The following is a 25,570-nucleotide window of genomic DNA, read 5'->3' as shown; positions in this document are numbered from 1 at the left end:
AGTTTGATTCTTCATAACAGGAACTGCCAGAAAACTACAAAATAAAAAAATCCCCAACAGGGGATTTTCCTATTTCATATATTCCGCCACCCGATTCCTCCCTGCTCTTTTCGCGCCTACATACAAAGCGCGGTCGGCATGGCGGATAAGGGCGAGCGGATCATCTGCATCCACTGGTGCAGAGGCGACGCCAATAGAGGCAGTGATGCTGACTGAGAGTCTGGAGCCGTCGCCGTCCATATGCTGGGTGATGGTAAAAGGCTGGGTAGCGATGGCAAGGCGGATGACTTCGGCAAGCTCAAGAGCCTCCTGCTTTTCCGCGTCAGGAAGCAGGACAACAAACTCCTCTCCGCCATATCGCGCTACAGTTCCGTATGGCTCTGTGAGCAAGGATAGCCTTTCTGCCAGTTCGATCAGGATCTCATTCCCGCTCTGGTGCCCAAAAGTATCGTTTACGCTTTTAAAGTGATCGATATCCAGGATGATGAGCGAAAGTACGCTTCTTTTTCCAGATTCCATCCTTATGAACTCTTCTCCAAGAAGCACGTCAAAATAGCGGTAATTATACAGCTTCGTCAATGCACAGCGTTCGCTGTTTTCCTTTGTTCTTTCATAGTTCCTTGCGTTTTCAATGGCGACTGCGAAGTGGGAACAAAGGATGTCCACAATCATCAGCTGATATTTTTCATAGGCCCTTTTCTTTCGGGACGCGAGAAGGAGGACACCGACAACTTTGCTTGAGCGGGCGATCGGAACGCAGAGGACGCTTTCGACCTCCTTCGGCATATAGCCTTTGGCTGCTGTCTTCCATTCTTTTTTCGTACTGAAAAGGGCAGCTTTCCCTGTCGCCCATACAAGCCCGCTGATGCCCTCATTTCTGCGCAGCGGGAGTGCTGACGGTGTGGTCCGCTCTCCATCCTCCACCTGATAAAGAAGCTTGAGCTCAGACTCATCGACCACATCAAGGATATAAGCATAGTCTACCGGCAGCATGCCGATCAGCTTTTCGATAAAAAGCTCCATCACTTCATTCCTGTTGAGGCGCTCAGCAAGCTGATGGCCGATTTCGGCTGCTTTGTGCAGATAATTGTTCACCTTTTCGCTGGAATTATAGAGTCCCAGGATAATAGACAGGCTGGCAAAGGGTACGCCTACAAACAGGATGGATAATAGCCCCACTTCACGATAGAGGATATAGAGCATGAATCCGACCGGCAGCGTCATGATCGATGTAAGCGACTCCCATATAAAATCCTTCCCGAAAAAATTCGTTTTCTGCTTATGCAGGAAAAAAAGGATCAGGGAAAGGACAAGCTGATTCACAACATAATAGACAATCGGATACAGGATGGACAGCCATAAGGAAGGGCCGTGCTCCATCAGGTCGGCTCCCTGCTTTCCGCCAAGGGAATAATAAAAAATCCCGCTTATGAAGGAAACCACAAAGAACATAAATGAATTGAGCGGAAACCTATAAGACTGGCTTTTCGGAAGCCGGAGCTTCAGAAGGAGAAAGATAACTGAAGCCTGTACTAGAAGCATTTCGATAAAGATGCCGAAAGTCAAAAAAACGGCAAAAGCCACCCACTGCAGCATAAACACGGGCACGTTATTGATGATGATCGGCATGGATGATACAAAAAACATAAGCAGCATAAATGCCAGGACATCGACGTTCAAAGCTGCAGGCTGCGGAGGATAGAGGGTATAGGTTAGCCAGACTCCGGCAGGCACAGTCAGCGCCCAGATGATCCATATGTATCTTATCGCTCCCTGCTTAACCATAATCCCCATCCTTCCGCCTTAAAATACCCAAATATTTACAATATAGTAGAATAGTCACAAAATAAATATTATTGTATCAAATTTCCAAAAATTTGTCACTCTAATAATGCGCTGCTCTGCCAAAGCATCAACACCTTTTTCCAATCAGTGAATTCAGAAATGGTTTTGCGGCAGAGAGGAAATAGAGCGACCCTGTAATCACCAGAACATCAGCAGACTGCAGGTTCGACAATTCTGTCCTGATGGCCTCTTCCCAGCTGGCACAGGCCGTTTTATTTCTGGATATACTAAGGCCGGCAAGCATTTCAGCATCCGCCGCCCTGGGGAAATCAAATTGGGTAAATGTAATTCTATCGGCAGCTCCATCAAGGATTCTGATCATTTTGTCCAGCTTCTTGTCTGACAATGCTGCGAAGACAACTGCTATTTTTTTGCCATCATACCTTTTGCCCAGCTCATCTGCAAGAGCCATGATGCCTTCTTCATTATGGGCTCCGTCCATGAGAACGACAGGATTGTCAGAAAGGAGTTCAAGCCTGCCTGGCCAATAGGCTTCGGACAGACCTTTCCTAAGATCTTTTTCTTCTATCATAAAGGAGTAGTACTGGTTCAGGATTCCTGCGGCCGCAGCTGCAAGCGCGGCATTCCTTGTCTGATGAGATCCCAGCATGCTGATTTCAAGGTTCTTATATTCCCGGAAAATCGTGCTGACGGTAAACCTTTCACCATGGTCAGACGATTGATGATCACTGATTCCGATTTCGCTGCCAAGCCGGTACAGCTTCGCGTTCTTTTCTTTAGCTGTTTTTTTAATAACAGAAAGGGCTCCCTCTTGTGAAACAGCCGTCAAGGCAGGGACACCGCTTTTGATGATTCCAGCTTTTTCAAAAGCTATCTGTTCATAGGTGTCTCCAAGGATGGCTGTGTGGTCAAGGCCGATGCTGGTGATGATGGACAGAAGCGGATGGACGATATTGGTCGAATCAAACCTTCCTCCCAGGCCGACTTCAAACAAGGCGATATCAACCGGATTGACGTCGGCAAAATAACGGAAGGCCATTGCAGTAATAACTTCAAACTCAGTCGGTGCCCCAAGCTCCGTCTTTTCCAGCTCCTCGCTGAGCGGGTAAATATCATTAACAAGCCTGAGGATTTCTTCATCGTTCACAGGATGGCCATTCAGGCTGATTCTTTCATTGAATTGTTCAAAATAAGGAGAGGTGAAGGTACCAGTCTTGAATCCGGCACTCACAAGGATGGAACGCAAATAGGCAACCGTTGATCCCTTGCCATTCGTTCCTCCGATATGTACACTCTTGAGCTTTCTCTCGGGATGGCCCAATTTTTCCATCATCCATTCCATCCGCTTTAGCCCTGGCTTGATTCCGAGGCGAAGGCGGGAGTGGATCCAGGATATTGCTTCTTCATACGTTTGAAACATAAGTATCTGCCTCCATACATAGGAAACCATACGGAAAGACGAATCCTTCCTGGATCCGCCTTTTCCGTTATGGGTGGTTTACCCTTTTAGTTCATTTAAGCGAGCTTCGACAATCGCTCTCTTTTCAGTATAGTCCTTTTCTTTGGCGCGTTCTTCTTCAATGACCTTTTCAGGCGCTTTTTTAACAAAGCCTTCATTGGAGAGCTTCTTCTGTACACGCTCAACCTCTTTGTCCAGCTTATCCCACTCTTTTTTCAACCGGGCAATTTCTTCATCGATGTTGATGAGCCCCTCCAGCGGAAGGATGATCTCAGCTCCGGAAACGACTGCTGTCATCGCCTTATCAGGTGTTGCGGCAGCAGGGCTGATCTCAAGCTCTTCCGGGTTGCAAAAGCGTTCAATATAAGCTTTATTGGCTGTGAGAGTAGCAAGAACCTCGTCATCATTCGGCTTCAGAATCATCTTGATCTTTTTGCTCAATGGTGTATTCACTTCTGCACGGCTGTTCCGGACAGAACGGATGATTTCAACAAGCAGCTTCATATCGCCTGCTGCCTTTTTATCAGTGTACTCTTCTTTCACCTTCGGCCACTCAGCGATCGTGATTGATTCACCGCTGTGAGGCAGGTTCTGCCAGATTTCTTCTGTAATGAAAGGCATGAACGGGTGGAGAAGCCTCATGGTATTATCCAGTACATATGCAAGAATCGAACGGGTCGTTTTCTTTGCCGCTTCGTCTTCCCCATAAAGCGGAAGCTTCGCCATTTCAATATACCAGTCGCAGAAATCGTCCCAGATGAAGTTATAAAGCACACGGCCGACTTCACCGAATTCATAGCGGTCTGAAAGCCTTGTTACCGTTTCAATCGTTTCGTTGAGCCTTGTCAGGATCCATTTATCAGCTACTGACTTTTCTCCTGTTAAATCGATGTCTTCAAATTTCAGGCCAGCCATATTCATAAGGGCGAAACGGGAGGCATTCCAAATTTTATTGGCAAAATTCCAAGTTGCTTCTACCTTTTCCATGCTGAAGCGCAAATCCTGTCCAGGCGAGCTTCCAGTCGACAGGAAGTAGCGGAGTGAATCGGCACCGTACTGGGCAATGACATCCATCGGATCTACACCATTGCCGAGTGATTTGCTCATTTTCCTGCCTTGCTCATCTCTTACCAGTCCGTGGATGAGTACATCTTTGAATGGGCGCTCTCCTGTAAACTCAAGGCCTTGGAAAATCATCCTGGATACCCAGAAGAAGATGATGTCATAGCCTGTTACAAGGCTTGCTGTCGGATAATAGCGCTTGAAATCAGGGTTTTCTTCATCCGGCCAGCCCATTGTAGAGAATGGCCATAGGGCGGAGCTGAACCAGGTATCAAGAACATCATTATCCTGGGTCCAATTCTCAGCATCAGCCGGAGGCTCGGAATCTACATACACCTCGCCTGTTTCCTTGTGATACCAGGCCGGGATGCGGTGGCCCCACCAGAGCTGCCTGGAGATGCACCAGTCGCGGATATTTTCCATCCAGCGGAGATATGTGTTTTCAAAGCGGTCCGGGATGAAGTTGACTTTGTCTTCTTTCTGCTGCAGCGCTACCGCTTCGTCTGCCAGCGGCTGCATTTTGACAAACCATTGTGTGGACAGATATGGCTCAACTACAGCTCCGCTCCGCTCAGAATGGCCGACAGAATGCATATGCTCTTCAATTTTGAAAAGTACACCCGCGTCCTGCAGGTCCTTTACGATCTGCTTGCGGCAGTCAAAGCGGTCAAGGCCGTTGTATTTGCCGGCATTTTCATTCATGGTTCCGTCCTCGTTCATGACAAGGATGCGCGGAAGATCGTGGCGGTTCCCGATTTCAAAATCGTTCGGGTCATGTGCAGGAGTGATTTTAACCGCACCAGATCCGAATTCCTTATCCACATAATCATCGGCAACAATCGGGATTTCACGGCCGGTAATCGGGAGGACAACATTTTTCCCTATCAGATGCTGATAGCGTTCGTCTTCAGGGTGAACCGCTACGGCTGTATCGCCAAGCATGGTCTCCGGACGGGTTGTGGCAACCTCAATGGATCCTGAACCGTCTGCAAGCGGGTAGTTCATATGATAAAAGGCGCCCTGGACATCCTGGTGAATTACTTCGATATCTGAGAGCGCAGTTTTTGTGGCTGGATCCCAGTTGATGATATATTCGCCGCGGTAAATCAGGCCTTTTTTATAAAGAGAGACAAAAACTTTATTAACCGCCTTGGAAAGCCCCTCATCCATTGTGAAGCGCTCGCGGCTGTAATCAAGTCCCAGGCCGAGCTTAGACCACTGCTGGCGGATATGCTCTGCATATTCTTCTTTCCATTTCCATGTTTCCTGGACAAATGCTTCGCGGCCGAGATCGTAGCGGGATTTTCCTTCGCTTTTCAGCTTCTGCTCGACTTTCGCCTGTGTTGCGATGCCGGCATGATCCATGCCCGGAAGCCATAATACATCATAGCCCTGCATCCTCTTCATGCGGGTAAGGATATCCTGAAGCGTGGTATCCCAGGCATGGCCGAGGTGAAGCTTTCCTGTTACGTTCGGCGGCGGGATGACAATCGTATAAGGCTCTTTGCTTTGAGCATCCTTCGCTTCAAAAAATTTGTTCCCGATCCACCATTCATACCGTCCCTTTTCAATATTCCGGGGATCATACTTTGTTGGCATCGCCAATTCATTATTCTCCATTGTATTCCCTGCCTTCCTTGTATCTGTTAGTGTTGTGGGTACCTGAACAAATAAAAAACTCCATCCGTCAATAAAAGGACGAATGGAGCTGATTTCGCGGTACCACCTTTTTTCCGGGCAAGTAATGCAATCCTGCCAGGCGCTTAATCTGATAACGGTTTTCCCGTCTTTCGCTACTGTGAACATGTTCTGTTCGCGAAAGAAGCTCAAGGGCGACCTTCCAATGATTCTGCCTGGAAAACCTTTCAGCTTGGGGTTTTCCTCTCTTTAGGCAGCTTGCACTGTACTCTTCCCTGTCAATGCTTTTCTAATGATATTTATATATGATATAGTACCGAATTTCGCGGTTTATAGTCAATAAGTATCGGCAATATTTTTTAAAATCATACATCCGCCCGTACGATTCTAAAAAATAGGCACTTAACCTGGGGAAGGGACATAGAATGGTGTAAAAGAGATTAGGGGGAAAACAGATGAAAAGGAAATTCAATCCTTATACCCTGCCTCCATGGCTGAGGACCTTTAGAAGTGTTTGTGCCCAATTCATAATTCCCTTCTGTGTCTTTCAGGGAATACGGACCATTCTCATTCCTACGACCTTTGATGTTCTTTTGCTTTCAGTCTTTATCTTGCTGGCTCTGGCACTCCATCTTGAATTCATTTAGGAGCCCTCAGGACGAATTGTCCGGGGCTCCTTCCTGTTCGGCCTGGGCTTTTGCCGCTTCCTGTGCCTGCTGCTTCTGCCTTTCGATTTCGTCGATCCTCATGACGATGTACTCTGTATTCTTCAGAAGCCAGAATTGGCGCTGAAACTGCTGGACGAGCTTTCTTTCATCTGCAGAACCGCGGTTCTTATGGTAGTTTTCCGCCTCTCTCAGGACAGGGCCCGGGTGGGCAAGATAGCTCTGGAACAAGAGCATTTCATCCTGCTTGAACGGTATATATTTAAAGTAGGTATACAGCCACTCAACCGATTCATCGCTCCGCTTCGGGTAACTTCTTAAAGAGCGCGACAGAAACGGCAGGAGATCGTGGAGCGGGGAAGCCTGGCGCGATTTTTCAAAGTTGCTGAAATATCCGTAGCCTCTTTCATCATACAGAAAATGCTCTGTTGAAACTTTTCCATGGATGATGACAGTCCGCGCTTTTTCATCATCCTTCGTTTTTTCATGCCAATCCTTCAGCTTGCCTTTCGAAAATTTCAGCGCCTGGGTAATATCATGGTAATACAGGCAGAAAAGGAGCTCGAATGGCGCCATATACTGCTTTCTTTCACATTCATCAATAAATCCCTCGCAGAATTCTGTCTCCTTCTCCCAGGCGAGCAGGGTCTTTTCATAATGCTCCTGCCGCTCCTCGCTGGTGACATTGACTTCCTTCAATGACAGTGTGTGCAGCCGTGCCAGTTCCCGGAACATCTGCTGATGGCGTTCAAAACGGTTTTCTTTTTCTTCATTGGCGAGCCATGGCATTAAATAATACAGTTCACTCTCATGAAAAACAGCGTAGCGGCCGTCAGCAGCCGGATAGATCGGCACTATCCGGTTGTAGCCCTTCTGATAAAGGGACTGAACCTGCCTGATAAAATCGGTCCCATGCTTTGCTTTCAGCTTTTTCAGTGCAAAAACGCCTTTATCGGAATAGATCTTCCTGGTCCTGCCGTAGTCTTCCACAAAGTGGGGCTGGACGGCATAGTGCTTTAAAATCGGGGAAACCGCTGCTAATCTGTTGCTTCCTTCCATACGCGTATCCCACTTTCTTATTGGCGTAGTGATCCTCCGGAAATAAAAGAAACAGTTGAACAGGTACCTCCATACCTGCCCAGCCTGTTTCATACATGTCTTATTGCCTGCAGAAGGCTATTTCTGATAGGCATGCACAGGGACATACAGCACCTGGCCTTCATAAACGTCCTGGTTCAGCTCCAGGTGATTGACTCTCAGCAGCGCCGGAACAGGAACCTCATATCTTTCTGCGATAATATCGAGTGTATCGCCATGCTGAACGATGCACACTTTCATCCTGGCAGACTGCTCTTCTTCCTTTCGGGCCAGAAACTCAGCCAGTGACAAGCTCTTGCTTTTTTTCTTATTGGCTGCTTTCTTCTTTTTTGGAGCCTGGTCAGAAGAAGATTCACTTTCCTCCTGCTGGGCCTTGAAGCCGGTCAATATTTCTGCCGGCTGCATTTCCGGCTTTTGGTTACCGGCATAAGTATCTTCTGCTGCCTTTTCACTCCTGAACGTTGCAAAGCTATGGTCAGGCACTTGTTCTGCAGGTTCAGCATGGTAGGCTGCTTCCGGGACCGGAAGCTCATGATCTTTGATGGTGTCAAAAAACGCTGCCGGCTTTTCTTCTTTTTCAGCCTCCTCCGGCTGCTTTCTCGCTTCGGCAGTAAAAGGGGCAAACAGATCGGCAGCTTCTGCGTTCTCTGTTTCATCTTCCTCTTCCGCTCCTGCCCCGGCTTTATAAATAGAATCTTTGAAACCGGCATATTCCGGGAGCTGCACCTCTTCATTGTCCTCTATTATTAACTCTGCCGGCGCTGCCGAACGGAATAAAGGCTCCAGCTCCTTTTCAGTCTCCTCTTCTGCTGCAAGCAGTGGCTCAAAATGATCCTGCTGCTGCTCCTCTTCCTGAGCTTCTGCCTCAGCTTCCTCTTCTTCCGGCCTTTCATCGTGTTCCTGTGCTGCATCTTCCTCATCATACTCCGCGGCAGGATGCTGCTGTTCCCCGTAGAGGCCGGTGATGGTCAGATCTGCTGTCAGCCTCATGCAGCTTCTTTCCTGGAATTGATAGTCAAAAGAATCAATATAGACATCCAAATCATAGACGCTTCCTATCCTATTATTCGGAATGGTTATATCAACAGGGAAATGGTGAGAAAATTCACAGATCCCCCCTTCCCTCTCTTCGACGGATTGAATGAATTTTGGACTGGCAAAAGATTCTTCCAGTTCATCTTCTTCATTTTTCCGGTACTCCCCGGCCAGTTTCAGCGATCCTTGAATCGATACATATTGTTCATGTTCCTGGATGGTTATATTCGGATCAAGCGAAATAGAAACAAGCTCAGATACTTCCTGTCCTTTTTGGAACCAGACGGATTCTTCTAAAGAAAAGCGCAGGCATGATTGATCTTCCTGGGACAAAGCGACTCCTCCTTTCAGCTCTTTCACGTATAATCACTATGTCATTATCACTCTATGAACGGCTGATAGTAATTATGATTAGATTGTGAAAAGTTATGGAGCGCAGGAGAGTAGGGGGTGAATATTAATGAGGCAATGAGGGGGGATTCGTGTATAAGGACACACACAAAAAACAGGCCGGAGTTAACCGGCCTGCTTCCATCAGCCTTTCAGCTTGGAAAATGCAAGCTCGGCTGCGTTCAATGTTTTTTCAATATCTTCATCCGTATGGGCGGTTGATAAAAATAATCCCTCGAATTGCGATGGAGGCAGGAAGACTCCTTCATTCGCCATTTCACGGTAATAAGAAGCAAAATAGTCCAGGTTGGAGGTTTTCGCTTTTTCATAATTGATGACTTCTTCGTTTGTAAAGAAGAAACCGATCATTGAACCTGCACGGTTGACCGTCAGCGGGATATCATGCTTCTTCGCTGCTGCATAAAGGCCTTCTTCCAGCCTGTCAGCCTTCCGTTCGAATTCTTTGTACGATTCAGGAGTGAGCTGGCTCAGCGTTTCGTATCCGGCAGTCATGGCCAGCGGATTGCCTGAAAGTGTTCCTGCCTGATAGATCGGGCCGCTCGGGGCGATTCTCTCCATGATTTCCGCTTTGCCGCCATAGGCGCCTACAGGCAGGCCGCCGCCGATTACTTTGCCGAGGCAGGTAATGTCAGGGGTAACGCCGTAATAGCCTTGAGCGCAATGATAGCCGACACGGAAGCCTGTCATGACTTCGTCAAAAATCAGGAGCGTCCCATATTCACTCGTTATGTCCCTTAATGCTTCAAGGAATCCTGGAAGAGGAGGGACAACCCCCATATTGCCGGCAACAGGTTCTACGATGACCCCGGCAATATCTTCGCCGAATTGCTCAAAAGCATATTTTACACTTTCCATATCATTGTAAGGCACAGTAATTGTGTTCTTCGCAACGCCTTCAGGCACCCCCGGGCTGTCGGGAAGGCCGAGTGTGGCAACACCTGAGCCTGCTTTGATCAGGAGGGAATCGCCATGGCCATGGTAGCAGCCTTCAAATTTAAGGATTTTGTTGCGCCCTGTATATCCGCGGGCAAGGCGCAGGGCGCTCATTGTCGCCTCTGTACCTGAAGAAACCATCCTGACGATCTCGATGGACGGCACCCGCTCAATCACAAGCTTGGCCAGCTCATTTTCGGCAATGGTCGGAGCGCCGAAGCTTGTGCCAAGTTCCGCGATTTTCTTGATCCCTTCCACTACCCTGTCATTCGTGTGCCCAAGGATTAACGGCCCCCAGGAAAGCACATAATCGATATATTCATTGCCGTCAATATCATAGATCTTCGAGCCTTTTCCCCGCTCCATGAAGATCGGATCCATATTGACCGATTTAAAGGCACGGACTGGGCTGTTGACGCCGCCTGGCATCAGCGATTTCGCTTCATTATAGGCTTCGGCCGATTTAGTATAAGAACGCATGCTTTTCCCTCTTTTCTTCTTTTTAATCATTCAAGAATAGGATGGCTTTACTGGCATTACTGCTGTTCTTTAATCCATCTTGCAGCATCTTTGGCATGGTAGGTGATGATTAAATCTGAACCGGCACGCTTCATCCCGGTCAGCATCTCCATTACAATGTTTTTCTCGTCAATCCAGCCATTTTGCGCTGCCGCTTTCACCATTGAATATTCGCCGCTCACATTATAGATGACCATTGGCAGGTTCACTGCATTTTTCACGTCTCTTACAATATCCAGATAAGGCATTCCAGGCTTTACAATCAGGAAGTCTGCACCTTCTGCAAGATCAGCTTCTGCTTCCCTGAGTGCCTCCATGCGGTTGGCAGGGTCCATCTGATAAGCTTTCCGGTCGCCAAATTGAGGCGTGCTGCCGGCTGCATCACGGAATGGGCCGTAGAATGCTGAAGAATATTTGACTGCGTAAGACATGACCGGCACATCCTGGAAGCCTGCCTCATCCAGTCCGGCCCTGATGGCTGCAACAAATCCATCCATCATATTGGAAGGGGCGATGATATCAGCGCCTGCTTTCGCCTGGCTGACTGCAGTCTGGACAAGGAGCTCAAGGGACGCGTCGTTCAGGACTTTTCCATCCTCTATCAGCCCGCAATGCCCATGGCTTGTATATTCGCACAGGCAGGTATCGGCGATGATGACCACCTCAGGAAATTTGGACTTGATCAGTCTCGTTGCCTCCTGGACAATCCCGTGATCGTGATAAGCCTGCTGGCCGCATTCGTCTTTTTCGAGCGGAATTCCGAATAAGAGGACTGATTTGATCCCTAATGATACAACCTCTTCCATTTCTTCCTCAATGCGGTCAAGGGAAAGGTTATACTGGCCAGGCATAGAAGGGATTTCCCTTTTAATATTTTCTCCTTCTGCGGCGAATATCGGATAAATCAAGTCTTCAATACGAAGATGATTTTCCCTTACAAGCGCTCTCATACTGGCTGTCTGCCGTAAACGGCGGTATCTTTTGAACTGCATATCCATTTCATTTCCTCCTCTGATTCAATTCAGCTGCTATGCTTTTTGCCAAATCTTCAATCGTATATCCGGCAGGGACCACATGGACACCAAGCCCCAGTTCTTCCGCTCTTTTCTGAGTAACAGGGCCGATGCAGGCCACAAGGCAGCCTTTGATAGCTGCTTCAGCACCCGTCTTGCGGACAATCTCCATAAAATGCTCTACAGTCGACGGGCTGGTGAAGGCCAGCACATCCAACGATCCATTTTTCAGCATGACTGCGAGCTTTTCTCCGCTATCTTCAGGAAATCCGGTTTCATATATAATGATTTCCTGCGGCTCTGCCCCTGCCCTTTTAAGCTCGTCTGCAATATAGCTTCTTGCTTTATTCCCTTTGGGGATCAGCACCTTCATGCCTTTTTCGACAAAGGGAAGGAACTCATCAATAAATCCTTCTGCAGCAAATTCCTCCGGAGTAAAGCTGACAGCAAGCCCTGACTCCTCTGCGGCCCTCTCTGTTTTTGTGCCAATGGCCGCAATCTTGGGAAAAACGGCATTTCTGCCGGCAAAGGATATAAAAGTTTCAAGGGCATTTTTGCTGGTAAAAATGACCCAATCGTATGTAGGAAGCTCCCTGACAGCATGAAGGATTTCTTCTGTTACCTCTGCCGGCCTGAAAGCAAGCAGCGGTATTTCCACTGGTATGCCGCCATAGCTGCGGATCAGCTCAGAAAAAGGTCCGGCCTGATCCTTCCCCCTGGGTACAAGCACTTTTTTGCCTGCAAGGGGAAGGCTCTCCCCGGTCATTCTCCGTCAAGCTCCTTTTTTACATCATCAATAAGCTTTTTGGCGCCTTTTTCAATCAGCTTTTCCGCAGTTCTCAGGCCCACTTCTACAGGATCAGCTCCAGTCACTTTTTCTTTATAAATCGTTTTTCCGTCCGGTGAAGCTACAAGACCTGTAAGCTCAATTTCATCCTGCTCATTCAGCACAGCATATCCTGCAATCGGAACCTGGCATCCGCCCTCCATTTTATGAAGGAATGCACGCTCGGCACGGACTGTCTGGTTTGTTGTCCCGCAAGTGAACTTACTCAGCAGCTCAAGCAGCTCCTTATCGCTCTCGCGGCACTCAATGGACAATGCCCCCTGGCCAACGGCCGGCAGGCAGACTTCCGGCTCAAGGAATTCCGAAACAGTATCAGTTGTCCATCCCATTCTTGACAGACCGGCTGCAGCGAGAATGATTGCATCATACTCCTCTGTTTCAAGCTTTGCGAGCCTCGTATCAATATTGCCCCTGATCCATTTGATTTCAAGATCCGGGCGCTTTGCAAGCAGCTGTGCGCCTCTTCGCAGGCTGCTTGTGCCGACAACCGCTCCCGGCTTAAGCTGATCCAGTGTCTGATGCCCTTTTGAAATCAATGCATCACGGTGATCCTCCCTTTCAGGAATAGAGCCTATCACAAGGCCTTCCGGCAGGACAGCGGGCATATCCTTCATGCTGTGGACTGCCATGTCGATTTCTTCATCAAGCATAGCCTGCTCGATTTCTTTTACAAATAAGCCTTTTCCGCCAACCTTGGATAAGGTCACATCAAGGATCTGATCTCCTTTTGTCACGATTTCTTTCACTTCAAACTCGAAAGAATCGTCTATCTTCTTCAACTGGTCCATCACCCAGTTGGTCTGTGTTAATGCAAGCTTGCTGCGCCTAGAACCGACTATAATTTTTCTCATGACAGCCTCCTATGTATAGGGGGCAAGGCTTTTGCCAAGCCCCCTGATATAAATCATTATTATGAGCTCCAGAAGTGGAAGGATGAAAGCCTTCCAAACAGGAAAAAGTTAATAAGTACAATTAAAAAGGATGCGAGATTCCACAGGGCCAGCGATTTGCCTGAAAAGCCCCTTGCCACCCTCACATACAGGTATACGCTGTATACGCCAAGCACGATGAATGAGCCAATGACTTTCGCATCATACCAATGCATATCTGGTACCTTGATATAAGCCCATTGCGTCCCGAGGATCAGGCTTATAATCAGCATCGGTACACCGATTACATTTAATACATACGACATATGCTCAAGCTTTGACAAATCTGCAATTCTCAGGAGCCTGGATCCCCATTTTTTCCTCTTTAGCAGGTCATACTGAATAAGATACAGCAAAGAGAAGACAAATGACAGTGAAAAGGCGCCATATGAAAGGATTGCGACTGTTATGTGGATCAGGAGCAATTCCGAGACGAGCTGCTGGGCCATGACTTCAGATTCGTACTGAACGGGTGCAAAGGTGTGGATGGCCATGATGACAAAGCCGAGCACATTAGTGAAAAAGACGATAAAATCCACTCTCAGAAGGCGGTTGATTCCGAGCGAAAGAGTGATAAGCACCCAGGCATAAAAATATAGCCCTTCAAATATAGTCAGCACCGGAAAACGCCCTGTATTTTTCATGTACAAAAACAGAAAAACAGTCTGCAGAATCCACACAAATGCAAGTAACCAGAAGGCAACCCTGTTGGCCTTCCGGTTATTGTGAAGAAAGTCGATGAAGTATAAAAGCACGCATAAAGCATACAGAACGACTGTTAACTCATGCAGCCTTGTCATATAGATGTCAAACATTGCCCAGAACCCCGCTTATGACTGAAAAGAAGGCACGGCCGGCTTCACTGCTGCCCGCATTGGTTCTGCTGCCTTCACTTCATCATCATGTTCTGCAACAAGGTCTTCTATATTGAAGATTTTCACAAATAAATCCAGCGCTTTATCGGCATCAGCCTGTGCAGCCATTTCCTTGGCCTGCAGGATTGGGTCTTTCAGCATCTGGTTGATGATGCTCTTCGTGTGTTTGTTCAGCACTTTTTTGTCGCGCTCACTGAGATGAGGCAGTTTTCTTTCAATGCTGTTCATGGTTTCGGACTGGATGGCCAAAGCTTTCTCACGCAGGGCGGAAATGACCGGAACAACCCCAAGGAGGTTGAGCCACTGCTTGAATTCCACAATCTCGCCTTCAATCAGCATCATGATAGCTGCTGCCGCTTTTTTGCGTTCCTGGAGATTGGCTTCTACAATGCCTTCCAGATCGTCAATATCATAAAGGAATACGCTGTCCAGCTCAGAAAGCTTTGGATCAAGATCGCGTGGCACGGCAATATCCACCATAAAGAGCGGTTTGCCTTTGCGCATCTTCTCTACATGGACCATCATCTCTTTCGTAATGACGAATTCCTTTGCACCTGTAGAGCTGATCAGGATATCAGCTTCCATTAAAGCGCACTGCAGCTCCTGGAGGGTCTTGGCTTCACCGTGGAAGCGGCTCGCCAGATCCTGGGCCTTTTCAAATGTGCGGTTGATGACAGTCACCTTGCTTGCCCCATTGGCATGCAGGTTCTGAATGGCCAGCTCTCCCATTTTCCCTGCTCCAAGGACAAGGACATGCTTCCGGTCAAGAGATCCGAATATCTTTTTAGCCAGCTCGACGGCAGCATAACTGACCGAAACCGCATTTGCGCCAATTTCAGTTTCAGAATGGGCCTTCTTCGCCAATGTGACAGCCTGCTTGAAAAGCTGATTAAATACAGTGCCTGTCGCCTGCTTTTCCTGTGAAGCCAGGAAGCTAGTACGCACTTGTCCAAGAATCTGTGTTTCGCCAAGAACCATGGAGTCCAAACCGCAGGCAACTTTAAACAGATGCTCTACAGCACCGTCCTGTTCGTAAACAAACAGATACGGAGAGAATTCTTCATGGGCCATATCAAACCACTCAGACAAAAATTCTTTTATATAATAGCGGCCGGTGTGAAGCTGATCGACCACTGCGTAAATTTCAGTGCGGTTGCAAGTAGAGAGGATAACATTTTCCAGGATGCTCTTTTTGCTGTTCAATGCCGTCATGGCATCCCCCAGAGAGTCCGGATTGAATGTCAAACGCTCGCGGATTTCGACAGGGGCAGTTTTATAATTAAGACCTGCTACAATAATATGCATAAAGTGTTTGCACCCCCAGCTAAGTACGTCATTCAATACTATAATTATAACATTTTTTTCGTGTAAAATTGTGAACAGATAATGAACTCATATGGTAATATAAATGATTGAAAGGTGCTCTTGCTGCATGGCTCAAAAGAAGCCTGCAGGAGCAGAAAGCCTTGGCCCAAATTACATATATCGACAAAAAGGCTTACTTATGTACAGTACCAAAAATAAAGCCGGGATTCAAGTGAACCTTACTGGAAGTGGTGTAAAAATGAAAAACCAGCGGATTTTCCCAGGAATCATCCTTATAGGCTTCGGTGCCTATTTCCTGATGCAGCGCTCAAACGTACAATTATTCCAGGATTTCTATTCCTGGCCGACACTATTATTGATCGTCGGTATTGCTTTTCTATTCCAGGGATACGGAGCCAAAGAATATGAAGCGATCCTTCCCGGCGTCATCCTGGCAGGGTTTGGATTGCACTTCCATATTGTAAGCCGGCTCGAAGTGTGGCCTGACCATATCGGCACCTTCATCCTGATCATCGCCCTCGGGTTCCTGCTCAGAGCCCAAAAGACGGGGGCAGGCTTTGTCCAGGGGCTGCTTTTCCTGTCCATCAGCATCCTGCTTCTATTCAATGACAAAGCAGAAAACATTTTAGGACCATTAGGGCCGGGCCTATCATCCATCTTAAGATTCTGGCCGGCTGCACTTGTGCTGGTAGGCCTGTACCTGCTGTTATCAAAGAAAAAGTAGGCTTATACTGCCTATCATTCCACACTTGCACAAAGATAAAACACCCGGACGGGTGTTTTATCTTCCTTTATTCAAAAATCTCCACTGCCTTACAGCACAGAATCCAGGAAGCTTTTTGTCCGCTCTTCCTTCGGGCTCAAAAACAGCTGCTCCGGATGGCCTACCTCGACAATCCTTCCTTCATGCATATATACCGCAAAATCGGCGACTTCTCTCGCAAAGCCCATTTCATGGGTCACGACAATCATGGTCATCCCTTCCTTCGCAAGGTCCTTCATGGTGGCAAGCACTTCACCGACCAGCTCGGGGTCAAGCGCAGAGGTCGGTTCGTCAAACAGCATGATATCAGGCTTCATGGCCAATGCCCTTGCAATGGCCACCCTTTGCTTCTGCCCCCCTGACAGCTTGGCGGGATATACGTCCTCTTTATCTGATAACCCCACTTTTTTCAGGAGCTCTTTTGCCTCTTTCCTGGCCTGCTCCTTTGGCACTTTTTTTACATACACCGGGGCCTCCATTACATTCTCAAGGACAGTCCGATGGGGGAACAGGTAGAAATGCTGAAACACCATCCCCACTTTTGACCGGATCCTGTTCAGGTCATGCGTTTCTTTCTCAACCTTCTCCCCTTCAATGACAATGTTTCCGCTGTCCTTCATTTCAAGGAAGTTGAGGCATCGCAGCAGCGTGCTTTTTCCTGACCCGCTTGCCCCGATCAAACAGACTACATCGCTTTCTTTCACTGTCATATCTATATCCTTCAATACATGAAGGTCCCCAAACGACTTGTTCAGCTTCTCCACTTTTATCATCACTGCTTCATTCATCTGCCATTGCCTCCTCTTTAATCACTAATTGCCATCCGCTTTTCAATAATGCTGACCAGGAATGAGAATACGAGCACCAGTATGAGGTAATAGACTGCCACGATTAAAAGATAGCTCATATAGTCATACTCATTTGATCCATATGTGGTCGCCACATTGAAAAGCTCGTACATGCCAATGAATGAGGCAAGGGATGAATCCTTCAGCGCTATAATGAATTGATTGCCAAGAGGCGGCAGGGCCCTTCGAACTGCCTGCGGAAGAATGATGCGCCTCATAGCAAGCCCGGCTGACATGCCGAGCGACCTGCCCGCTTCCATCTGCCCTTTTTCAATGGACTGAATCGAGCCCCTGAAAATCTCCGCTATATAAGCGCCGTTATGGAAGGCGAGCCCAAGGACAACGGCCAGAAACTGCGAGATATTCAGAGATGTCAGCCCAAAGTAGAAGATAAATATCTGGACAACCAAAGGCGTTCCCCTTACAAGGAATATATATATATCTGCAATCCATTCAAGAACTTTTATTCGCGAGATTTTTAAAAAGGCAAAAAACAGCCCGATGAAGATGGCTATAAAAACAGAAACAATCGTCAATTCAAAGGTAAGAAGCATGCCCCGTAAAAATACGGGATATGTTTCTATAAACTTTCCTGCAAGTTCCATAGGCTTTTCCTCTCTTTAATTGTAATATGAAGCATTTCTTTTATGTACATAAAGAGGCGAATGCAAGTTGCAGTACATTCGCCTTCTTCCCCTTATTCCTTTTCAGGGTCTTTTGTGATGTCCTCACCGATGTACTTCTTGCTGATTTCTGTCAAAGTTCCATCTTCATGAAGCTTTTCAAGCGCTTCATTGATTTGATCAAGCAGCTCTTCATTGTCCTTCGCTACGGCAATTGCCTGTTCACTGCGCCCAAGCAGCTCCTTGCCTTCGATTTCCATCCCGGAACCGATAGCCTCTTTGCCTGTGATGAAGTCAGTGATGACGGCATCATGCTTCCCCCTGCTCAATGCTTCGAGGGCGGTTACATCACTGTCGTAAAAAATGATGTTGTCTGTCACCTCTTCAGCAGAGTCTGCATAGGTTGAACCTTTGGATACAGCAATCTCCAGATCCTTCAGATCATCAAGGCTTTTCGCCGAACTGTCAGGACGGACAAAAATCTGCGGTCCTGAATAATAATAAGGAATGGAAAAATTCACTGCCTTCAGCCTGTCTTCATTGATGGTGTGGCTCGCTACCGCGGCATCAAAACGCCCTGATTTGACGCCTTCAACAATTCCGCCAAACTTAAATTTCTTCTGAACCGGTTCAAGGCCCAGCTCCTTGGCCACTGCTTCTCCGACTTCAATATCAAAGCCGGTCATGGTCCCATCCGCTTCTGTCACGCTGAAAGGCTTGAATTCACCTGAAGCAGCATATGTAAACTTACCTTCGTCTGCAAGCTCCATCCCCCCGGAGGATGCCTCTTTTTTCCCGCATGCTCCGAGAACAGCGGCACAGCATAAAATTACAACAGCTATGATCCATTTTTTCAATTGTTTTCCCCCTCAATGTTTTCTGAATTTCATTTCAAGCTTATTACCCTTATTACCATAACATTACACTTACTTTTGCCACAAAATTCAAATTTAGCTGTATTTTCAGTCATTAACCCCCATACTGGCCTGACAGCGGCTCAGCTGTACAATGCTATTAAATGGGGGCATATACTGCCCTCTTCTCCCATTTCCTCCCGAACGGCCGCCATACAGCAGCAAAAGAGCTGTTTTTGCAAAAAAAAAAACGCCAAATCGGCGTTTTTTAGCTCTGCATATATTTCTTGAGAATCCCCCAGGCCTCATCCTTGCCTTCACCGGTCTCGGATGAGAACAAAACAATATCGTCCCCAGGTTCAAGCTCCAGAGTCTCTTTCGTGATTTTGAAATGCTTCTGCCTTTTTGTTTTAGGAATTTTATCAGCCTTTGTGGCTATGATGATGCATCGGATTCCATGGTGCTTCAGGAAATCGTACATCATGATATCATCCTTGGTAGGAGGATGGCGCAAGTCGACGATCAGGACAGCTGCCTTCAGCTGCTCCCTGGAGGTAAAATAGGTTTCAATCATCCTACCCCATGCTTCGCGCTCCTTTTTGGAAACTTTGGCATAGCCATATCCCGGGACATCGACAAAATGCATCATTTCATTGATCAGATAGAAATTCAGTGTCTGGGTTTTGCCTGGCTTCGAGGATGTCCTCGCCAGGTTCTTACGGTTAAGCATTTTGTTAATAAATGAGGATTTGCCGACATTGGATCTCCCTGCCAGGGCAAACTCGGGCAGGGACTCCTCAGGATATTGTGCCGGTTTGACCGCACTTATAACGATTTCAGCACTATTTACTTTCATTGCTGTGCACTCCATTCAGGGCGTGCTTGAGAACTTCGTCAACATGTGATACGAGAACAAAATCCAATTCGTCGCGGACACTCTCTGGAATATCATCAATATCTTTTTCATTATCTTTAGGAAGGATAATTTTAGTCAATCCCGCTCTATGGGCACTTAAAGTTTTTTCTTTCACTCCGCCGATCGGCAAGACCCGGCCGCGGAGCGTTATTTCTCCTGTCATCCCCACTTCTTTGCGTATCGGATTCCCCGACAGCGCTGAAACAAGGGCTGTAGTGATGGTAATCCCTGCAGATGGGCCGTCTTTTGGAACGGCACCTTCAGGCACATGGATGTGGATATCGTACTTTTCATAAAAATCTGCCTCGATGCCCAGCTCTTTCGCTTTTGAACGGACATAGCTGAATGCAGTCTGTGCAGATTCTTTCATGACATCCCCAAGCTTGCCTGTCAGGACCAATTTGCCTTTGCCTGGAGATAAAGATACTTCGATCTGCAGCGTGTCTCCGCCAACTGTTGTATAAGCAAGGCCGGTCGCAACCCCGATCTGGTCCTCGACCTCTGCCTGGCCATATCTGAACTTTGGCTTGCCAAGGAAGTCTTCTATATTCTTTTCAGAAATGATGACCTTCTTTTTCTCGCCTGAAACAATAATCTTTGCAGTCTTACGGCAGATGGAAGCCAGCTGGCGCTCAAGCCCGCGGACGCCTGCTTCTCTTGTATAATAGCGGACGATTTTCTGGATTCCGTCCTCCCTGATCTGCAGCTGGGATTTAGAAAGCCCGTGCTCGCTGATCTGCTTAGGCAGGAGATGGTCCTTTGCTATATGAATCTTTTCAAGCTCCGTATAGCCCGCAATCGTGATAATTTCCATCCGATCGCGGAGAGGGCCCGGTATGGTTGCCAGATTATTCGCTGTTGCAATGAACATAACCTTCGACAGGTCATATGTTTCTTCAATATAATGATCGCTGAAATTGTGGTTCTGCTCAGGATCCAGAACTTCCAGCATGGCTGATGAAGGGTCTCCCCTGAAATCATTGGACATTTTATCAATTTCATCAAGCAGGAACACCGGATTGATGGTCTCTGCCTTTTTCATGCCCTGGATAATCCGGCCCGGCATGGCGCCGACATAGGTCCTTCTATGTCCGCGGATTTCAGATTCGTCCCGCACCCCTCCAAGGGAAACGCGGACAAAGTTGCGGTTCAGCGACGCAGCAATAGACTTGGCAAGGCTCGTCTTACCGACTCCCGGAGGCCCGGCCAGGCAAAGGATGGGACCTTTCAGCGAATTGGTGAGCTTTTGCACAGCCAAATATTCCAGCACCCGCTCCTTGACCTTTTCAAGGCCGTAATGATCCCTATTCAGGATACGCTCTGCATTATGAATGTTCAGGTCATCAACAGTTGCCTCAGTCCATGGCAGAGAAACAAGCCAGTCGATATAGTTGCGGATTACCGCGCTTTCAGCAGAGCTGGAAGGCACCTTTTCATAACGGTCAAGCTCTTTTAATGCAGCAAGCTTGACATGATCAGGCATCCCGGATTGTTCGATTCTATCATTGAGCTCGGCGATTTCGCCTGTTTTGCCTTCCTTATCGCCCAATTCCTTCTGAATCGCCTTCATCTGCTCACGGAGATAATACTCCTTCTGCGTTCTTTCCATGCTTTTTTTGACGCGCTGCCCAATCTTCTTCTCAAGATTCAGGACCTCTTTTTCATTGTGGATAATCTCTATGACCTGATTCAGCCTTTTTTTGACATCGATCATTTCTAGAATATCCTGCTTTTCCTTCAGCTTCAGCGGCAGATGGGAAGCGACGATATCTGCCATGCGCCCCGGTTCCTCAATATCGGATACTGAGGAATAGGTTTCTGCAGAAATCTTCTTGGATACTTTTATGTACTGTTCAAAGTACTCAAGCATCGTCCTCATCAGCGCCTGGTCTTCGGCATCCTTGTCTTCTCTGTCATCATAAGTCTCAACACTGACTGTATAATGATCTCCCTCATCGGTGAGCTCGGTAATTTCTGCCCTCTTCAATCCTTCCACCAGCACACGGATTGTGCCGTTTGGAAGCTTCAGCATTTGTTTTACACGGGTAAGAGTACCCATTTTGTATAAGTCATCTTCCGCCGGCTCATCTATTGAAATATCCTTTTGAGTCGTCAAAAAAATAAGATGGTCATCTACCATTGCTTTTTCAAGCGCCTGCACGGATCTTTCCCGTCCAACGTCCAGATGCAGGACCATTGTAGGGTAGACGAGCAAGCCCCGAAGCGGCAGGAGGGGGACGATGATGTCTTTCTTATTCGCCATAGTTTGCACCTCCAAATGCAAATCAAATATATTATCTGCCTCATCCTTATTCTTTGCACTAAGCCCGCAAAAAATGAGAAAGAGAAACCAAACAATCATTCCAAACCCGCATCATATCACAGGTCAAGCCTTTGTACAATTCTAACTTATTTATTTGTGGGTGTCTATTAAATGAAATGCGGAGCCGGCTTGTTCAGAGCCGACAAGCATAAGACGAGCAGGACGGAAGGTTGTTCTTTAACCTTCTGGCCTGATCGGCTTATGACTCGAGGGGCTAGCGCCCGCAGCTGGACAACGCGAGATGCGGAGGGAGCTTGCCCCATCCCCCTTATCTTATTGCTTTATTGCTTCATTGATTATATGACGAATGAATTCCTGTTAGACAGCTTATTTCTCTTTTATCCTGTCAGAATAAAATAAAACTCCGGTTTGAAGCATATGCTGCAAACCGGAGCTCCTTTAGATACTTTCTTTCTTAGAAAGCTCGATTGACGCTGTGAGGGACTGGTCTCTTGCATAGTCCTTCAGCAGGGCTGCAGTGAACACCTGGCTGAGGTGGCTGACAGGAATGATGTCGATTCCCTCTATCTCTTTCAAAATACTTTGCATATTTTCTTCAGGGATGATAACAGTCCTGGCGCCGGCTTTCTGGGCAGCCTTTACTTTGGCATACACTCCGCCGATCGGCTTAACATGGCCGTGGATGCTGATTTCTCCTGTCATGGCCACTTCCCTGTTCACCGGCCTTTTATATATAGCCGAATAAATTCCGGTAGCCATAGCAATCCCAGCAGAAGGACCGTCAATTGGCACACCGCCTGGGAAATTCACATGGATATCATAATCTTCAGCAGGCACTCCCATTGTTTTTAAAACGGTCAAAACATTTTCAATTGAACCCTTTGCCATACTTTTCCTGCGTATTGATTTTCCGCGGTCCCCGATGCTTTCCTCTTCAACAATCCCGGTGATATTGATAGAACCTTTTTCCTTTGCAGGCATAACCGTCACTTCTATTTCCAGCAGGGCACCTGTGTTTGGCCCATATACAGCAAGTCCGTTTACAAGCCCGACTGCCGATTCTTCACTGATCTTTCTTTCCATCCTTGGAGAGAGCTGGCTTGAGTTAATGACCCATTCAATATCCTCATCCTTTATGTAATCCCTATCCTCGGTAATGGCAACCCCTGCAGATATCTGCACAAGATTTACCGCTTCACGACCGTTTCGTGCGTATGAGGCCAGTGTCTTTAAGCTTTTTCCGCTGATTGGCATTTTGACCTTATCCGCCGCCTTGCTGCTGATCGTTTCCACTTCATCTTCTGTGAGCTCTTTAAAAAATACTTCCATGCAGCGTGATCTGATTGCCGGCGGAATCTCACTCGGAGTCCTTGTCGTCGCTCCCACAAGCCTGAAATCTGCAGGAAGCCCGTTCTTAAAAATATCATGGATATGCTGAGGGATTTGTGTATTTTCTTCATTATAATAAGCACTTTCCAAAAAGACCTTGCGATCCTCTAAAACTTTAAGCAGCTTATTCATTTGAATCGGATGCAATTCGCCAATTTCATCTATGAACAGCACTCCCCCATGCGCATTGGTGACTGCTCCCTGCTTTGGCTGCGGAATGCCTGCCTGTCCCATAGCCCCTGCACCTTGATAGATGGGATCATGGACAGAACCGATCAGCGGATCTGCTATCCCCCTTTCATCAAAGCGGGCTGTTGTCGCATCAAGCTCAACGAAAACAGAAGATTTCCGAAATGGAGACTTGTCCTGCTTCTTTGCTTCTTCCAGCACCAGCCTTGCCGCAGCGGTTTTACCGACTCCAGGCGGCCCATAGATGATGACATGCTGAGGATTGGGTCCGCAGAGTGCCGCTTTTAATGACTTAATTCCATCTGCCTGACCGACGATATCTTCGAAGCTTGCCGGACGCACTCTTTCCGAAAGCGGTTCAGTCAGCCTGATGGAACGCATTTTTTTCAGCTGGTCCATTTCTTTTTTTGACTCCCGGTCGATCGACACCTTTTGAGTCCTCTGGCTCTTTAGCAGATTCCAGAAATAAAGCCCGATAATGATTCCGAAAAACAGCTGGATGAATAAAGCTATCCCGGTCCAACTCATAGTATCCCTCCTGCACTTTTGTTCAAGCTGATACTTGGTAGTATCTCCTTGTACAGGTTGGAATAAACAAGAATACACTGTAAAAAACTTCCTGAGCAAAGACTTGAACAGAATCTTAACGTGCAGCAGTGAATACAAAAAAGCCAGGCAGAGAAAACCCCGGCCTGGCTTTATTTATTCTGTTATCATGCAGAAGTTTTACGCTCTTCTTCCACAACCGTACCATCATTCAGCACAAGCTTTGGCACGCTGTTATCTGTAACTGTCTCTTTTGTGATGATGCATTTAGAAATATCATCACGGGACGGAAGATCGAACATAACATCCAGCATAATGCCTTCAATGATTGAACGGAGTCCGCGGGCGCCTGTTTTTCGCTCGATTGCTTTCTTCGCAATCTCATGCAGGGCACCTTCTTCGAATTCAAGCTCAACATCATCAAGCTCAAGCATTTTCTGATACTGCTTAACAAGAGCATTTTTCGGCTTTGTCAGAATTTCAATAAGAGCTTCCTCATCCAGCTGAGTAAGGCTGGCAATGACCGGAAGACGTCCGATGAATTCAGGGATCAGACCGAATTTCAGCAGGTCTTCAGGAAGAACTTTTGAAAGTAATTCCTTCTGGTCAAGCTCCTGCTGCTTCTGTTCAGAACCGAATCCGATCACTTTCTGGCCAAGACGGCGCTTAATGATCTGCTCGATGCCGTCAAATGCACCCCCGCAGATGAACAGGATATTTGTTGTATCAATTTGGATAAATTCCTGGTGCGGATGCTTTCTTCCGCCCTGTGGAGGAACACTTGCTACAGTTCCTTCCAAAATCTTAAGCAATGCCTGCTGCACACCCTCACCTGAAACATCCCTTGTTATGGACGGGTTCTCAGATTTACGCGCCACCTTATCGATTTCATCGATATAGATAATGCCTTTTTCCGCCTTTTCAACATCATAGTCTGCAGCCTGGATCAATTTCAGGAGAATATTTTCCACATCTTCCCCAACATAGCCAGCTTCCGTAAGAGATGTAGCATCAGCAATTGCAAATGGAACGTTGAGAATACGGGCAAGCGTCTGGGCAAGGAGCGTTTTACCGCTTCCTGTCGGCCCGATCATGCTGATATTACTTTTTGAAAGCTCAACATCATCGATCTTGCTGTTTGAATTGATTCTCTTATAGTGGTTATAAACAGCCACTGACAGAGATTTCTTTGCCTGTTCCTGGCCGATTACATACTCGTCAAGAATATCGCGGATTTCTGCCGGCTTTGGCACATCCTTGAATTCGACTTCTTCCTCTGTGCCAAGCTCCTCTTCCACGATTTCCGTGCAGAGCTCGATGCACTCGTCACATATATATACACCTGGTCCGGCAACTAATTTACGTACTTGATCCTGTGTTTTCCCACAGAAGGAACACTTTAATTGCCCTTTTTCATCATTAAATTTAAACAATGCCTTCACCCCTTGAATTACTTCTGTGCCTTATATAAAGCTTGCGGATCACTGCAAACAATTTTTACTATTCAGCTTTTTCAGCTTATGGAATAACGGCTGGGAAAAT

Annotated in this window: 20 protein-coding genes and 1 other annotated feature; of the genes, 2 read left to right on the top strand and 18 right to left on the bottom strand. The window is 47.2% G+C overall.

Going from position 1 to position 25,570, the window contains the following annotated elements:
* Nucleotides 1-69: 69 nt before the first annotated feature.
* The 3 genes from Q9R36_RS15570 to Q9R36_RS15560 form a co-directional block, all read right to left on the bottom strand.
* Nucleotides 70-1,794: a diguanylate cyclase gene (locus tag Q9R36_RS15570; RefSeq protein ID WP_253618077.1), complete on the bottom strand. Its 1,725-nt coding sequence runs from the start codon at nucleotides 1,792-1,794 to the stop codon at nucleotides 70-72.
* Between the two features lie 118 nt (nucleotides 1,795-1,912).
* Nucleotides 1,913-3,226, bottom strand: coding sequence for a bifunctional folylpolyglutamate synthase/dihydrofolate synthase (locus Q9R36_RS15565; protein ID WP_253618078.1), 1,314 nt, complete (start codon nucleotides 3,224-3,226; stop codon nucleotides 1,913-1,915).
* Nucleotides 3,227-3,304: 78 nt separating this feature from the next.
* Nucleotides 3,305-5,947: a valine--tRNA ligase gene (locus Q9R36_RS15560; protein WP_311225488.1), complete on the bottom strand. Its 2,643-nt coding sequence runs from the start codon at nucleotides 5,945-5,947 to the stop codon at nucleotides 3,305-3,307.
* 71 nt (nucleotides 5,948-6,018) lie between these two features.
* Nucleotides 6,019-6,256: a binding site (T-box leader), on the bottom strand.
* 164 nt (nucleotides 6,257-6,420) lie between these two features.
* On the opposite strand from Q9R36_RS15560, the gene Q9R36_RS15555 reads away from it, so the two are divergent.
* A complete protein-coding gene (locus tag Q9R36_RS15555) occupies nucleotides 6,421-6,612 on the top strand; it encodes a hypothetical protein (RefSeq protein WP_009796068.1) in 192 nt (63 codons plus the stop codon).
* A gap of 6 nt (nucleotides 6,613-6,618) precedes the next feature.
* Here Q9R36_RS15555 and ysxE read toward each other — a convergent pair whose 3' ends face one another.
* From ysxE to hemA, 8 genes are all read right to left on the bottom strand, one after another.
* Complete coding sequence (gene ysxE / locus Q9R36_RS15550) at nucleotides 6,619-7,689, bottom strand: spore coat protein YsxE (RefSeq protein ID WP_253618081.1); 1,071 nt, start codon at nucleotides 7,687-7,689, stop codon at nucleotides 6,619-6,621.
* Nucleotides 7,690-7,806: 117 nt separating this feature from the next.
* Nucleotides 7,807-9,096: a stage VI sporulation protein D gene (gene spoVID / locus Q9R36_RS15545; RefSeq protein ID WP_224951625.1), complete on the bottom strand. Its 1,290-nt coding sequence runs from the start codon at nucleotides 9,094-9,096 to the stop codon at nucleotides 7,807-7,809.
* Nucleotides 9,097-9,297: 201 nt separating this feature from the next.
* Nucleotides 9,298-10,587, bottom strand: a complete 1,290-nt coding sequence (gene hemL, locus Q9R36_RS15540; protein WP_009796065.1) for a glutamate-1-semialdehyde 2,1-aminomutase — start codon at nucleotides 10,585-10,587, stop codon at nucleotides 9,298-9,300.
* 56 nt (nucleotides 10,588-10,643) lie between these two features.
* Nucleotides 10,644-11,624, bottom strand: a complete 981-nt coding sequence (hemB, locus tag Q9R36_RS15535; protein WP_009796064.1) for a porphobilinogen synthase — start codon at nucleotides 11,622-11,624, stop codon at nucleotides 10,644-10,646.
* Nucleotide 11,625: 1 nt separating this feature from the next.
* Nucleotides 11,626-12,405 (bottom strand): uroporphyrinogen-III synthase, encoded by a 780-nt coding sequence (locus Q9R36_RS15530; protein ID WP_009796063.1) that lies wholly within the window; start codon nucleotides 12,403-12,405, stop codon nucleotides 11,626-11,628.
* Nucleotides 12,402-13,337 carry a hydroxymethylbilane synthase gene (gene hemC / locus Q9R36_RS15525; RefSeq protein ID WP_101550456.1) on the bottom strand — a complete coding sequence of 312 codons (936 nt, stop codon included), beginning with the start codon at nucleotides 13,335-13,337 and terminating at the stop codon, nucleotides 12,402-12,404. The genes Q9R36_RS15530 and hemC overlap by 4 nt, the downstream gene beginning before the upstream one ends.
* Before the next feature lie 59 nt (nucleotides 13,338-13,396).
* Complete coding sequence (locus tag Q9R36_RS15520; protein WP_009796061.1) at nucleotides 13,397-14,230, bottom strand: cytochrome c biogenesis protein; 834 nt, start codon at nucleotides 14,228-14,230, stop codon at nucleotides 13,397-13,399.
* 15 nt (nucleotides 14,231-14,245) lie between these two features.
* Nucleotides 14,246-15,595 carry a glutamyl-tRNA reductase gene (gene hemA / locus Q9R36_RS15515; RefSeq protein ID WP_253618082.1) on the bottom strand — a complete coding sequence of 450 codons (1,350 nt, stop codon included), beginning with the start codon at nucleotides 15,593-15,595 and terminating at the stop codon, nucleotides 14,246-14,248.
* A gap of 259 nt (nucleotides 15,596-15,854) precedes the next feature.
* Here hemA and Q9R36_RS15510 point away from each other — a divergent pair, with 259 nt between their 5' ends.
* Nucleotides 15,855-16,340, top strand: coding sequence for a LiaI-LiaF-like domain-containing protein (locus Q9R36_RS15510; protein WP_101550605.1), 486 nt, complete (start codon nucleotides 15,855-15,857; stop codon nucleotides 16,338-16,340).
* 89 nt (nucleotides 16,341-16,429) lie between these two features.
* Here the strand turns inward: Q9R36_RS15510 and Q9R36_RS15505 are convergent, their stop codons facing one another.
* From Q9R36_RS15505 to clpX, 7 genes are all read right to left on the bottom strand, one after another.
* Nucleotides 16,430-17,167 (bottom strand): amino acid ABC transporter ATP-binding protein, encoded by a 738-nt coding sequence (locus Q9R36_RS15505; protein ID WP_101550460.1) that lies wholly within the window; start codon nucleotides 17,165-17,167, stop codon nucleotides 16,430-16,432.
* 17 nt (nucleotides 17,168-17,184) lie between these two features.
* Entirely contained in the window at nucleotides 17,185-17,832 is a 648-nt protein-coding gene (locus Q9R36_RS15500) for an amino acid ABC transporter permease (protein WP_009796057.1), read from the bottom strand.
* A gap of 92 nt (nucleotides 17,833-17,924) precedes the next feature.
* Nucleotides 17,925-18,707, bottom strand: a complete 783-nt coding sequence (locus Q9R36_RS15495) for a transporter substrate-binding domain-containing protein (RefSeq protein WP_009796056.1) — start codon at nucleotides 18,705-18,707, stop codon at nucleotides 17,925-17,927.
* Between the two features lie 265 nt (nucleotides 18,708-18,972).
* On the bottom strand, nucleotides 18,973-19,560 hold the full coding sequence (yihA, locus tag Q9R36_RS15490) for a ribosome biogenesis GTP-binding protein YihA/YsxC (RefSeq protein WP_009796054.1): 588 nt from the start codon (nucleotides 19,558-19,560) through the stop codon (nucleotides 18,973-18,975).
* On the bottom strand, nucleotides 19,547-21,883 hold the full coding sequence (gene lon, locus Q9R36_RS15485) for an endopeptidase La (RefSeq protein ID WP_094766943.1): 2,337 nt from the start codon (nucleotides 21,881-21,883) through the stop codon (nucleotides 19,547-19,549). Before lon ends, yihA begins: the two co-directional genes overlap by 14 nt.
* A 459-nt stretch (nucleotides 21,884-22,342) precedes the next feature.
* Nucleotides 22,343-24,010: an ATP-dependent protease LonB gene (gene lonB, locus Q9R36_RS15480; RefSeq protein WP_009796052.1), complete on the bottom strand. Its 1,668-nt coding sequence runs from the start codon at nucleotides 24,008-24,010 to the stop codon at nucleotides 22,343-22,345.
* Between the two features lie 185 nt (nucleotides 24,011-24,195).
* Nucleotides 24,196-25,461 carry an ATP-dependent protease ATP-binding subunit ClpX gene (gene clpX / locus Q9R36_RS15475; protein ID WP_022544244.1) on the bottom strand — a complete coding sequence of 422 codons (1,266 nt, stop codon included), beginning with the start codon at nucleotides 25,459-25,461 and terminating at the stop codon, nucleotides 24,196-24,198.
* Nucleotides 25,462-25,570: the final 109 nt, after the last annotated feature.

Source organism: Bacillus sp. AG4(2022), from assembly GCF_031844465.1.
GTDB classification, from domain to species: Bacteria; Bacillota; Bacilli; order Bacillales; family Cytobacillaceae; genus Bacillus_AB; species Bacillus_AB infantis.
The sequence above is the reverse complement of the archived record's forward strand: the minus strand, read 5'-3'. Positions and strand labels throughout refer to the sequence as shown.